This is a genomic window from Microbacterium sp. LCT-H2 (assembly GCF_001866135.1).
Classification (GTDB): domain Bacteria; phylum Actinomycetota; class Actinomycetes; order Actinomycetales; family Microbacteriaceae; genus Microbacterium.
The window spans coordinates 165,421-178,438 of the sequence record NZ_MODW01000002.1 but is presented as its reverse complement, the minus strand read 5'-3'; the positions used below and the strand labels follow the sequence as shown (position 1 = coordinate 178,438).

General features: G+C 73.2%; 6 protein-coding genes. 2 read left to right on the top strand and 4 right to left on the bottom strand.

All coding sequences use genetic code 11. From position 1 onward, the window contains the following. Positions 1-10 precede the first annotated feature (10 nt). Positions 11-1,411 carry a zinc-dependent metalloprotease gene (locus BK819_RS05295; RefSeq protein WP_071328228.1) on the top strand — a complete coding sequence of 467 codons (1,401 nt, stop codon included), beginning with the start codon at positions 11-13 and terminating at the stop codon, positions 1,409-1,411. Positions 1,412-2,239: 828 nt separating this feature from the next. Here the strand turns inward: BK819_RS05295 and BK819_RS05290 are convergent. Both BK819_RS05290 and nudC read right to left on the bottom strand, forming a co-directional pair. After that, the gene (locus BK819_RS05290) at positions 2,240-3,961 is read right to left on the bottom strand and encodes an ATP-dependent helicase (RefSeq protein WP_071328227.1); all 1,722 of its coding nucleotides are present in this window, start codon (positions 3,959-3,961) and stop codon (positions 2,240-2,242) included. Further along, on the bottom strand, positions 3,958-4,839 hold the full coding sequence (nudC, locus tag BK819_RS05285; protein ID WP_071328226.1) for an NAD(+) diphosphatase: 882 nt from the start codon (positions 4,837-4,839) through the stop codon (positions 3,958-3,960). The genes BK819_RS05290 and nudC overlap by 4 nt, the downstream gene beginning before the upstream one ends. A 64-nt stretch (positions 4,840-4,903) precedes the next feature. Here nudC and BK819_RS05280 point away from each other — a divergent pair, with 64 nt between their 5' ends. Then, positions 4,904-6,253: a hypothetical protein gene (locus BK819_RS05280; RefSeq protein ID WP_071328225.1), complete on the top strand. Its 1,350-nt coding sequence runs from the start codon at positions 4,904-4,906 to the stop codon at positions 6,251-6,253. On the opposite strand, the gene BK819_RS05275 is transcribed toward BK819_RS05280, so the two are convergent. Together BK819_RS05275 and BK819_RS05270 are read right to left on the bottom strand one after the other, a co-directional pair. Next, the gene (locus BK819_RS05275) at positions 6,199-9,681 is read right to left on the bottom strand and encodes an ATP-dependent DNA helicase (RefSeq protein ID WP_071328721.1); all 3,483 of its coding nucleotides are present in this window, start codon (positions 9,679-9,681) and stop codon (positions 6,199-6,201) included. The two genes, BK819_RS05280 and BK819_RS05275, sit on opposite strands and share 55 nt — an antisense overlap. Then, on the bottom strand, positions 9,678-12,887 hold the full coding sequence (locus tag BK819_RS05270) for an ATP-dependent DNA helicase (protein WP_071328224.1): 3,210 nt from the start codon (positions 12,885-12,887) through the stop codon (positions 9,678-9,680). Before BK819_RS05270 ends, BK819_RS05275 begins: the two co-directional genes overlap by 4 nt. Positions 12,888-13,018 lie beyond the last annotated feature (131 nt).

The following is a 13,018-nucleotide window of genomic DNA, read 5'->3' as shown; positions in this document are numbered from 1 at the left end:
GGCGAGCGAGATGGCAGACAACGAACCGAACCCGGAGGACTTCCAGGAGTTCCTGCGACGGATGCTCTCGAACCAGGGCGGCGGAGACATCGACCCCGAGGCGCTGCGCGACGCGTTCCAGGGAATGGACGGCTTCACGTTCGACCCCGCGATGATGCAGACGATCATGGCGCAGCTTCAGGGCGCCTTCGGCGGCGACCCATGGGAGAACTCCCTGCGGCAGGCCCTGCACATCGCGAACCGCGAGGGCCAGGGCATCGGAGACGGCTCGCGGTCCTCCCTCGCCGACTCGTTCGCTCTCGCCGGCCTCTGGCTGGGCGAGGCGACCACCATCTCCGAGCTCGCGGACCCGCCGGTGGCGATGACCCGCGGCGAATGGGTCGAGAAGACGCTGCCGGTGTGGAAGGAGATCGCGGACCCCGTGTCCACCAGCATCGCCGACGCGCTGACGGCTGCCCTCGACACCCAGGTGCCGGAGGAGATGCGCGGCGTGGTGCAGGGGGCGGGACGCCTGATGCGGGGCCTCGGCGGCTCGGTCTTCGCCGCCCAGTTCGGGCAGGTACTCGGCAACCTCTCCCTCGAGGTCGTCTCCGGCGGCGATGTCGGCATCCCCGTGCTGCCGGCGGGAACGGCCGCCGTGATCCCGCAGAACCTCACCGCTTTCGGGGAGGGGCTCGAGATCCCCGCGGATCAGATCGCCCTCTACGTGGCGACGCGCGAGCTCGCGTATGCCCGCCTGTACCGGCACGCCAAGTGGCTGCACCTGCATGTGATGGCGCAGATCACCGACTTCGCCCGGGGCGTCACGGTCGACGTCGACGCTCTGGAGGATGTGGCGAGCCGCCTCGACCCCTCGAACCCCGAGGAGCTGCGCGCGGCGATCGAGGGCGGCGCCCTCCTCCCCACGCAGACCGAGGCGCAGCGCGAAGCCCTCGCCCGGCTGGAGAACCTCATCGCGACGATCGACGGGTGGGTCGACGTCGTCACCGCGGACGCCACCTCCCGGCTGCCGGACGGCGGCAGGATCGCCGAGGCGGCGCGGCGTCGGCGTGCGGTCGGCGGTCCCGCCGAGGACGCTCTGGGCGCGCTGGTCGGGCTCAAGATCCGACCGCGGCGCATCCGGGAGGCCTCGGCCATGTGGCGTGCGGTCACCGACGCCGTCGGTGTCGAGGCCCGGGACTCCCTGTGGGACTACCCGGACCTCATGCCCACCGCAGAGGACATCGACGACCCGACAGCGCTGATCGCCCGCCTTCAGGCCGCTGAGCGCGGCGAGCAGCCGGTGGCCGACGAGTTCGACGAGGCCCTTGCCCGCCTGCTGGACGGCGACGACTTCTCCGGGGAGACGCCCACGGAGAGCGCCGACGACCGCGGCGACGACGACGCTCCCGAGGGTGACCGCCCGGTCTGAGCCAGCACTATGCGTGGTCGGGGACGGCGGGTCACTCTCCCTCCCCGACCGCGGACGGCCCGCCGATTTCTCCACCGATCCCTCGAACCGGCCTGCGGCCCCGTGCGGCTCCGCAGAATCGAGGGGTGCCGCTCTCCCCGACGACCCTGACCCGTCTCGATCCCGCATTCCCGCTGCTCTGGCGTGACGGGACGACCCTCCAGATCGGCGACGACGGCGGCATCCGGGTGCCGGCGTCCGCACCGTGGGTCGAACGGCTCCTCAGCCGCATGCGCGGCGGTTTCCGGCTCAGCTCCTTCGACGTCATCGCGCATCGCGCCGGCGCGCCGTGGGCTGAGGCCCGACGGCTGCTGGCCGCCGTCGAACCGGCCCTGAGGGACGAGCCCGACCGACCGCGCACGGCCCGGGTCTCCGCGCTCGGCCTCACCGACGCCCGCGCTGCGGGGCGCCTGTGCGAGACGCTCGCCGACGAAGGGGTACCGCTCGCGGAGGCGGAGGCGCGGGCTTCGACGGTGGTCGCCGTCGTCCTCGTCCCCGGTGCGGCAGCCGCCGTGCAGTTCGCCCCGATGCTGCGCGCCGACCACCCGCACCTCCCGATCGCCGTCGAGCCGGGGCGGATCACCGTGGGGCCGCTCGTGGTCCCCGGGCTGACGCCGTGTCTGAGCTGCCGGGATGCCGAGGACACGGCGCGCGACCCGGCCTGGCCGCTGCTCCACGCTCAGCTCGTGGGCCGTGACCCCGGGCGCCTCACGCTCGCCAGGGTGGCGTCGGCGGGTGCTGTCGCGGCGCACCTCCTGGCCGCGACCGATCCGGCGCGCATCGGCCGGATCAGCGCGGACGGCGTGATCGTGTGGCGTTCGGTGCGGTTTCGCGCAGAATGCCTGTGCCGCGACCCGTCGTCCCCATCTCCGCCAGGAACCGGGACGGTGCCCGTTCGCCGCGCCCTGCCGATCGCGCCCACGAGAGCTCGAGCGTGCGCGCAGCCCGCGTGATCCCGACGTACGCGAGGCGTCGCTCCTCATCGACGGCCTCGAACGTCGTCGCGTACGAGATGGGGAGAGACCCCTCCGCCCATCCGGCGAGGTAGACATGCGGCCACTCGAGGCCCTTCGCCGCATGCAGCGTCGAGAGGGTCACCGTCCGCATGGTCGGCTCGTGCTGATCCTTGGCACGGGCCATGAGCTCGTCGCTGAACGACCGGAGCGTCGTCTCCGGACCCGCCTCCTCGGCGAGCCGCAAGATCGCCCGGCGCGCCTCCCAGCCGTCGCGCTGCGCTCCCCCGGCGGTCGGCGGCTCCTCGGTCAGCCCCAGCTCCCGAAGCACGCGCTGCACCCCGGGCAGGAATCCGTGCTCGGTCGGCGCCACGGCGGCAGCTCGAAGCGCGAGGATCGCCTGACGCACCTCCGGCATGGCGAAGAACCGCGTGCCGCCGAGTACCGAGGTGGCGATCCCTTCGGCGGCGAGCGCCTGCTGGAGCACCGCCGACTGCGCGTGGGCCCGGTACAGCACGGCGATCTCCGCCGGCGAGGCGCCGTCGGCGATGCGGGCGGCGACACCGGCCGCGATGCCTGCGGCCTCCTCGGCCTCCGAGTCGTAGGCCGTGATCGTCGGCGGCTCGGCGGTGAACTGCTCCCGGGCGGGGATCAGCTCCAACGCCCCGGGGCGACCGCGCATCAGCGCGTTCGCCGCCGTCAGGATAGGAGCCTGCGACCGATAGTTGGTCTCCAGTCGCACGACCGTCGCATCCGGATGCCGCCGCTCGAAATCGAGCAGGAACCGCTGGTCGGCTCCGGCGAAGGAGTAGATCGTCTGGCTGGCGTCGCCGACGACGCAGATGTCGTGACGGTCCCCCAGCCACAGCTCCAGAAGCCGGTTCTGCAGCGGCGACACGTCCTGGAACTCGTCGACCGTGAAGTGCCGGTACTGCTCGTGGACGGCCGCTGCGACACGCGGCTCGGTCTCCAGCATCCCCGCGCACGCGAGCAGCACGTCCTCGAAGTCGAGTTGGTGACGCTCGTCCTTGAGCGCCTCGTAGCCGCGCATCAACTCCACGAGCTGCGTGGGGTCGACCCCGCTGACCGGGCGTCCGAGCTCGGCGTACCGGTCGATCGAGATCATCGACACCTTCCGCCACTCGATCTCCGACGCGATGTCGCGCAGGGTCGCCGTTCGAGGACGCAGGCGGAGGGCATCGGCGGCCTGGCCGAGCATACGCACCTTGTTGTCGATGATCGACGGCGCGGGAGCCCCCGCCAGCGTGGGCCAGAAGAAGTTGAGCTGCGCGAGAGCGGCGGCATGGAAGGTGCGAGCCGCGACACCCTCGATCCCCAGGGCACGGAGGCGACCGCGGAGCTCGCCGGCAGCCTTCGCGGTGAAGGTCACCGCCATCACGCGCGACGGAGAGTAGGCACCGGTATCCACCCCGTGCGCGATGCGGTGGGTGATGACCCTGGTCTTGCCCGTACCGGCCCCCGCCAGCACCGCCACCGGTCCTCGCAGCACCGATGCGGCCGCTCGCTGCCGCTCGTCGAGGGCATCGAGTGCGCTCACGGGCGATCCTCGAACCAGTCGACGATGAGAGCGCGCGCGATCGACGCGGGCCCCGGCAGCCCGACGGGGCCGTCCCCGGCGAGCGCGGAACCGATCTCCGCCCGTGTGAACCAGCGCACGTCGATGATCTCCTCACCGTCGGCCCTGGCCGCCGATTCGTCCTCCACGACGGCGCGGAAGCCGATCATGAGCGAGCGCGGAAAGGGCCACGGCTGGGAGGAGATGTAGCGCAGCGCCGAGAGGCGCACGCCGGACTCCTCCTCGATCTCCCGGTGCACGGTGGCTTCGAGGGACTCGCCCGCCTCGGTGAAACCCGCGAAGCAGGAGTACATGCGTCCGCCCCAGTTTGCGTTGGCGCCGAGCAGCAGCCGCTCGCCGTCCGCGCTCTCGACGGCGACGATCACGGCAGGATCGGTCCGCGGGAAGTGCTCGCGCCCGCACACCAGGCACCGCCGAGACCAGCCCGCGTTGCGCAGCTCCGTTCCTCCGCCGCAGGTGGGGCAGAACGGGGCGTCGCGGAGCCAGCCGGCCAGTGCGACCGCGGCGACGAGCACCTCGGACTCCCCGGCGTCGAGACGCCCGCCCAGGTCGCGGAGTCCGAGCCAGATCTCATCCGGCGCGGTGTCGAGGGCATCGGTCTCCGGCGGGAGCGCGGCGAGCAGGAGCGCGCCGCCGTCGGCATCCCGGCCGAGCAGCGCCCATGTCCCGTCCGCGACCTCGTCCGCGGAGACGCGCAGCAGCGCGGAGGCTGCCACCCGCACCCGTCCCTCCCGGACGACGACGACGCGCGAGCCCGCGTCGTCGCGCAGACGCTCGATCACGCCCTCCTCCTCGCGGAGTTCGGCGGCGCGGTCGAAGAACGGGCGCGGAATGCTCATCGACTCCCTCTTTCACGGGCGTGGCGGAGGCGGGACCGCCCCTGAGCCGACCTACCCTGGGGGCATGGGACGCTCTCCATTCACTCTAGCCGCGGCGGTGACGGCCGCACTTCCCGGCGCGGAGGTCACGGGCACCCGGGCACTCACCGCGGACGGCGACGGGCGCTTCGACTCCGCCGTCGCCTCCCTCGCCGACGGCCGGGAACTCGCGATCCGCGTGGCGGACGACGACGACGCGGCGCGGGAGCTGGCGGCAGAGGCCCTGGCGCTGCGAGCGCTCACCGACGGCGCCCGCGCCATGCTGCCGTTCCGCGCGCCCGGCTACATCGGCGAGACCCGGGTGGGCGAAGGGCGCGCGCTCGTGACCGAGCTGCTCCCCGGCTTCCAGATCGAAGCGGCGATGGTGCCAGCCGGACGCGGGGCCGCAGAGTCCATGGGTGCGGCGATCGCCGCCGTGCACGCACTGCCGACGTCGGTCGTGCGCGGCGCCGGGCTGGTGATGCGCAGCGCGGAGGAGAGCCGCGCCGAGCTGGAGCGGCTCGTCGACACCGCGGCCGCCACGGGACGCGTCCCCGCCCGCCTCACGGTGCGGTGGCGGGACGCGGTCGCCGACGACGACCTCTGGCGCTTCGAGTCGACGGTCATCCTCGGCGGCGCGCAGGCCACGTCGTTCCTCTTCGACGATCATCCCGAGCGCGGTCCCGAGGTCACCGGCGTGATCGGCTGGCACGGTCTGGCCGTCGGCGATCCGGCGCTCGACCTGTCCTGGCTGTCCGCGGCTCCCGACGCCGCGGCCGACGTGCACGGCTCGTATGCCCGCGCCATGGATCGCACTCCCGACGCCGGCCTCGAGGTTCGCGCGCGCCTGCTCGCCGAACTGGAGTTCGCGCGCTGGCTCGTCCACGGCGACGCCTTGCGGCGCGAGGACATCGTGGCGGACGCCGCGGCGCTGCTCGAGGCTCTGGCCGACGGCCTGCGCCATGACGACCTCGGCGTGCCAGGCGATCGACGCTCGGATGTCGACTCCGCGATGGACGCGCTCGACCGGGTGCCGGCAGCGGCCGCTCCCGAGGTGGACACCTCGATGCAGACCGACGCCTACAACCCCGAAGAGCTCTGGGCGGCGGAGGCGGACGACGCCGACCGCGATGCCCCGGTCGATGTGTCGGCCGACCGGGATGCGCCTGCGGGAGCACCGTCTCAACCCGACGCGGAGCACCGCGCCGCCGTGGCGGGCATCGAGACCGAAGACCTCTCCGGCGTCGCACATGCGTTCGCCGAGACGCGAGGGAGCGGACGAAGCGAGTCGCCCGCCTTCGCCTCGTCCCCGGCAGCGGACGACGACGACTCCGAAGAGGCTCAGCGCGCGGCGCGGGCGGCGCTCCAGCGCTGGAAGAGCTCCTCCTCGGAGTAGACGCGATCCCCGCGGATGACGAGGTCATCGGCCACGTAGTACAGCGCCACGTCGATGTCCTCCAGCGGGACGCCGAAGCGCCGATGGTACGCGAGCCGATAGAGGGCGAGCTGCAGCATCCGCTCCTCGCGCTCCTGTGGCGTCCGTGGCGCCCGTCCGGTCTTCCAGTCCACGATCTCGATCCGTCCGCCGCGGTCGGCGCGTCGGTACACCGCGTCGAGCTTGCAGATCACGATGTGCGCGTCCGTAGCTGAGTGCAGGCCCGGGAGGCCGGCCCCCAGCGCGAAGTCGATCTCGATCTCCACGGCGAGCGGCTGCAACGGGCCCCACTCGCTCCGCTCGAAGGTCTCCTGCAGCGCAGCGAGGTCGGCGGCGTCCGCAGCAGCACCGGATGCGGGAGCGCCCGGGGCGGTGTCGCCCTCCGGCTGGTCCTCGTCGATCTCCCAGAGCGCCTCATCGACCCGGGTCCCGACACCGACGAGTTCGGAGCGCTGCTCGACCCACGCGTGGAACAGGGTCCCCAGACGGGTCTGGCGGTACGGACGCTCCGGCATCGGACGCACGAGCGAGGACAGGGTGCCGGTGTAGTCGGTGACGTAGTCCTTGAACCGGGAGGCGGGCACGCGGGTGGGAGCTTGCGCGTCCGTCCCGCGTTGGCGGGCTGCGCGCTCGTCCAGCAGCCGACGCAGTTCTTCCGTCGGCACGATCGCGTCGTCCTGGAGGGCCTCTCCGACGGCCGCGGCCGCGGCACTGACCACCCCACGCCGCCCGCCGAGCGGATCGAGCGGCCAGTGCAGCGTGGCCCCGGGGCCGTCGTACGGGTTCTCATCCGGATCGACCGGCGGGATCTCGTCGAGTCCGAGGACGTCGATGGCTTCCTGCAGGTACGGACTCGGGGTGCGTGGTGCCTTCTGGCCCGCCCAGTGCGCCCCGCTGAGCAGCAGGTCGCTCCTCGCGCGGGTGATCGCCACGTAGGCGAGACGACGCTCCTCCTGTCGCTGGTACTCCCGGTAGGCGTCCTTGAACCGCTTGAGGGCGCCGCCGTGCGGATTCGCCTTCGTCGCGCCGCCGGACAGCGATGCCTGGGCGAGCTTCTGCCGCTTGCCGGGATCGGTCTCGCCCTCCATCGCCTCCTCCGGATCCCAGGTGAAGCGCGGAAGCGCGTCGCGGTCTCCGCGCAGCGCGAAGGGCACGACCCCGAACCCGAACCACCCGGAGGTGTCGGACACACGCCCCGGCAGCTCGTCGATGACGAGGCGCACGACCGCGACGGCATCCCACTCCAGGCCCTTCGACCCGTGGATCGTGAGCAGCTGCACGACCCCGGGCTCCGGCGGCTCCGGACGCGGCATCAGCTCGTCGGTGCTCTCCGCCTTGTCGAGCCAGGCCAGCAGGCTGCCGATCGTGCCACGTTCATCGGCGGCGAGGAACGCGCGCACCTCGTCAGCGAACGCGCGCAACTGGGTGGCCGCGACGCGCGCCGGTCCTCGTGTCTCGTTGGCGGCGAGCTCGATGTCGAGCCTGAGCTCCAGCTCGATGAGCCGGATGAGCTCCGGGATGGGCTGGGACGACGCGCGGCGCAGGCGCTCCAGCATCTCCCCGGCAGCCCGGATCCGGGCGCGCCCCTCCGGGGTGATGCCCTCCAGCAGGCGATAGTCGTCGCGCACTGCTCGCACGATGTCGACCGCGTCCACGATGGAGACGGCCTCATCGGCGCCACGGGAGGAGCGCAGCCGCGCCCGCACCTCCTCAGGGAGGGGCATGAGGGCGGTGTCGCGCTCCGCGAGCGCGCGCCCCAGCTCGTAGAGCGCCGCCATATCGGCCACCCCGACGCCGAAGCGGGGGCCGGTGAGGAGCCGGATCAGCGCCGAACCGGCGGTCGGATCGTGCACCACCCGCAGCGTCGAGACCACGTCGACGACCTCGGGCGTGGCGAGGAGTCCGCCCAGTCCGAGGATGCGGTGCGGGATCCCCCGCGCGGCGAGCGCGCCGGCGAAGGTCTGCATGTGGCGCTTGGACCGGAACAGGATCGCGCCGGTGTGCGGGGAGGCCGAGGTCGCGTCGTGGGCGGCGCGGCGCTCGGCGAACCAGGCCGCGACCTCGGCGGCCTCATCGTCGACCGTGAACGGGTAGCGCACGCCGACCGTGCCCTCCCCCGCGCCCGGCCGCGGCTCCAGCGGCGGGACGTCGAGTCCCGGACGCTGGAGCGGCTCGAGGACCCGGTTGGCGACATCGAGGATGCTCCGGTCGTTGCGCCAGCTCGTCATGAGGCTGTAGGTGCGCACCCCTCCCGCGCTCGAGAACGACCGGGGGAACGCGTAGAGGTTGTCGGCGCTGGCCCCGCGCCAGCCGTAGATCGACTGATGCGGATCGCCGACGGCCATCACGGCCGTGTCGCGGAACAGCTCCGCGAGGAAGCGCGTCTGGATCACGGAGGTGTCCTGGTACTCGTCCAACAGCACGACCCGATGCTGCTCGCGGAGCTCGGCGCGGACATCCGGGGCCGACTCGACGATGTCGAACGCGCCGGACACCTGGTCGGCGAAGTCGAGCACCCCGCGCCGGTCCTTCTCGGCGATGTAGTCGCGGACCAGACGGGTCAGGGTCGACAGGCTTCGGAGGTTGACCGCCGCCTTCTCGACGTCGGCGTGGGAGCGGTAGGGCTCGAACGCCGCGGCCTGCGCCGCGGCGAGGCGCTCGGCGTCCGCGAGGTCGACCCGGTGATCGAGAGCCTCGCCGGCGAGCCGCTGCACGGCGTCGATGACCGTTCCCAGGGCGTAGTCGACCTCCTCCAGCTCCGGGAGGTCGCTGCGGAGCACGACCTCCCGCGCCAGCATCCAGGACGCTGCCTGGCTGAGCATCGCCACATCGGGGTCCCGACCGATGCGCGCGGCGTGCTCGCGGACGATGCCGTCCGCGAAGGCGTTGTAGGTCGACACGCGAGGGCGGATGAGGAGGTCCTCGGCCGTGCGGACCGCGCCGGACTCCTCGCCCGTGCCGTAGTGCCGCGCGAGGTCGTCGAGGACGTGGGCGCGCACGAGCTCCCGCTGACGCCCCGGCGCGGCCCCCGCCACCCGACGCAGCGCCTCTCCGGCGACGATCTCCGGGAGATGCGGGAGCAGGCCCCGCCGACCGTACTCGTCGACGACGGCGAGGCGGGCGCCGATGCGCTCCGCCAGCTCCCCCGCCGCCTTGCGGGTGAAGGTGAGGCCGAGGACCTCGTCCCGGCGGACGAGCCCGTTCGCGACGAGCCAGACCACCCGGGCCGACATGGTCTCCGTCTTGCCGCTGCCCGCCCCGGCGACGACGAGAGCGGGCTCGAGCGGGGCCTCGATCACCTGCTGCTGGGCGGGAGTCGGGGTCGGGAGTCCGAGCGCGGCGGCGATATCGGTCGCCGAGAGCACGGCGTCCGGGGTTCCTGCGGTCATGCGCTCACCGCCGGCACGGTGTGGATGCGGCACGGATGCACTCGGCGCTGCGTGTCCGCGCAGTGCGCCTCGACCTGGGCCGTGAAACTCGCCGCCGACATGCCGCGGGCGACCTCGGCGACCCGGTTCAGGAACTGCGACCGGGCCTCGCCGTCCAGCGCGTGCTGGTGCGCGACCCGGTAGTCGCTCTTGGCCAACGTCTTCGAGACGATGACGAGACGCGCGCCCCCGAGCGAGGCCGGCGCGGCCCCCGGCACGAGGCCCTCCTGCACCGCGATCTGATAGGCCGCCAGCTGGGCGTGAGCGACCACGCCGCCGTCCGACTCCGGATCGGTCTTCCCGGTCTTGAGGTCGACGACCACCGTGGTCCCCTCCGGCCCGCCGGCCATCGACTGCCAGCCGCGGCCGCGGGCCGGGCCATGCTCGCCCGCCCCGGGCGGGTACGCCTCGACCCGGTCGATGTAGCCGTGCACGATGGCACGGTGACCGCGGTCCTCGCCCACCGGGTGCACGGTGGGCTCGGCGGTCGCACCGGACACATCGACGGCGAACCGGAACTCCACCTCGCTGCCGAGGATACGACCGCCGTCTCGCCTCACCTCCCCGAGATAGCTGTGCAACCGGTCGACGAACAGGTCGGCGCGACGGCGCTCCTTGCGACCGATCCACGCCGTCTCGAAGTCGAGCTCCGGCCAGTGCTCCTCGACGACCTCGCGCATGCGCTCGAGGTCGCCGTCCGGAACGCGCTCCATCGCCTCGTGGATGATCGTGCCGATACCGGCCGTCGGCGGCATGACGGTGTCACCTCCGAGGGCCGAGACGACCCAGTTGAGGCCGCACTCCTCGTACGACTCCACAGCTGACGGAGACACCCGTGCCCCGTTCGCGGCGAGATCGCGCAGCGGCGCAGCCGTCGACGGCGCCGTGACCCCGTACCAGTCGTGCGGATGAGCTCCGGGCACCCCCTCCCGGGCGAGGACGGCGAGCTGGGCGGCCGCCTCGCGCCGCGCGGATTCGGTTGGCGTCGTGGTGAGCACCCGACGGTATCGCGCGACCAGCCCGCGCAGCGTGAGCGGGTGCTCCGCGGAGGCATGGCGCTCCGGCGGCTCCGGCGGCGGAAGGAACCCGAAGAAGGCGCTGGGCGTCAGATCGTCGTCGTCGACGGCGGTGATGAGCAGCCGGTGGCGAGCGCGCGAGATCGCCCGTACGAACAGCCGCAGCTCGTCGTGGAGCGCGGCGCGGCGCCGGTCGAGGACATCCGGCACCTGGGCCGGCAGGCCGGAGCGGGCCGCGGTCACCGTGTCCGCCAGCCGCCAGGTCTGCAGGAGCCCACCGCGCAGCCGCACGTTGGGCCAGACGCCGTCCTGGACCCCTGCGACGACCACGGCATCGAACTCCGTGCCGAGCGCGGTGGCCGGCGTGAGCAGTGTGACCGTGCCCGGACGCTCGGGCGACGACAGCGTGTCTTCCGGCACCTCGCTGTCGAGGATGTCGCGCACGAAGACCTCCGGGCGCTCGTTCGGGGTGCGCTCGACGAAGCGCTTGGCCGCGTCGAAGAGGGCCACGAGGGCGTCGAGCGACCGCGCGGTCTCGGCGCCGGTGGGCAGCAGCGAGATCTCCCGCCACGCGACCTGCAGCCGCCGCCCGTCGACGGCCCTGGCCTGCTCCCAGATGCGCCACAGGAGATCATGGATCGTCTCGCCCTCCGCCGCGGCACGGGCGACGCCCGCCACGGTCTCGGCGAAGCGCTCGGCGGTCCGTGACTCCGGAGCGTCGATGAGGGTGAGGGTGGCCGGTTCCGACATCGCCGCGCGCAGGAGCTCGCGCGCCGGAGTCGAGCCGCCCTGCCCGAGTTCGAGGTGGCGGAGCCGCGCGCGCAGCCGCCGGAGCGCGATCGCGTCCATGCCCCCGAACGGTGTGCGCAGCGCCTCCTCCCAGGCCCCAACCGTGCGCTCCTCGTCCGGGGTCAACGCGAGCCGCACGATGCCGACGATGTCGCGCACGATCCCCTCGCTGCCGAGCGGGCGCTGCACTCCAGCGGCCCTCGTCGGGATCTCGCGCGCGGCGAGCTCGGTCTCCAGGGCCGTCACCTGACGGGTGTCGTGGGCGATGACCGCCATCCGGTCCCACGGGATGCCGGCGCTGAGGTGCCAGTCGCGCATGACCCCGGCGATGCGATCGAACTCCTCGTAGGGCGACGGCGCGAGGAAGGTCGAGACCTCGGCCTCGTCGTCCCCCGCGACCGGGGCGGGCGGGCGGCGGTGCTCGACCCGTCCGGACACGCCGATCGCCTGCGTCACCGTACGCGTCAGCGCGGTCAGCAGCGGGCGCTGGCGATGGGCGCCGTCGAGCACGTGCACGGTGCCGAGCGCACCGGCGAGCTGGGCGAACAGCTCGGGACTCGCGCCCCGGAAGGCGCCGGAGGAGATGTCGGGGTCGCCGAAGGCCTGGACCGCGATGCCGCGGTCGAGCAGGGCGCGCACCACGCCGATCCCGCCGCGCGTCAGCTCCTGGGCGTCGTCGATGAGCACCACGCGCAGGGGTGCCAGCGCTCCGAGCGTCGCGGCGTCCGCCGTACGGAGGATCCCCGCCGCCTCAGCGAGGAGGTCGGCGGCGTCGCGGTGGGCGGACCGCAGGGCGTCGAGCACGGTGCGGTACTCCTCCACGAAGTCGGCGGCCGCCGTCCAGACCGCATCACCGGTGGCACGCAGCTCCGCCGGGCTCGCCCCCAGCTCCGTGCACTCCGCGAGGAAGGCGCGGAGTTCGGAGCGGAAGCCCTTCGACGCACGGACGGGTTCGCTGAGCGCCGGGGGCCAGACGATCCGACCGTCTTCGACGTCGCCCGCCAGCAGCTCGGCGATGATGCGATCCTGGTCGGCGCCGGTGAGCAGCGCCGGAGGCTCAGCCCCCTCCCGGACCATCGCGCCGCGCACGAGCTGGAATGCGAACGACCCGAGCGATCGGGCCAGCGGGCCCGGCGTCGCCTGGCCGATGCGCACGCCGATGCGGTCGCGCAGCGCGGTCGCCGCCTGCCTGCTCGGGGTGAGCGCCAGCACCTCCTCCGGCTGCATGCCCTCGACCTCGAGAAGCTGCACGACCCGGTCGACGAGCGTGCGCGTCTTACCGGTGCCGGGGGCGCCGATCACGACGCCGGACGCGGTCGGCGACGCCGTGATCACGGCTCGCTGGGCGGCATCCGACATCATCCCTCCACGCTATCGGGAGGCGCGGACATCGGCGTCGGGGGCGAGGCCCGTCACCGGATGTGCGCTCAGGGCGAAACGGCCGCCGTCGCCGGTCTCCGCTGCTCGCCGCGCGATAGAGTTGGCCGAGTCCG

Excerpts from the sequence above, each read along its gene's own strand:
- BK819_RS05270 (WP_071328224.1), bottom strand. The coding sequence starts at position 12,887 with ATGATGTCGGATGCCGCCCAGCGAGCCGTGATCACGGCGTCGCCGACC.
- BK819_RS05275 (WP_071328721.1), bottom strand. The coding sequence starts at position 9,681 with ATGACCGCAGGAACCCCGGACGCCGTGCTCTCGGCGACCGATATCGCC.
- BK819_RS05295 (WP_071328228.1), top strand. The coding sequence starts at position 11 with ATGGCAGACAACGAACCGAACCCGGAGGACTTCCAGGAGTTCCTGCGA.
- nudC (WP_071328226.1), bottom strand. The coding sequence starts at position 4,839 with ATGAGCATTCCGCGCCCGTTCTTCGACCGCGCCGCCGAACTCCGCGAG.
- BK819_RS05280 (WP_071328225.1), top strand. The coding sequence starts at position 4,904 with ATGGGACGCTCTCCATTCACTCTAGCCGCGGCGGTGACGGCCGCACTT.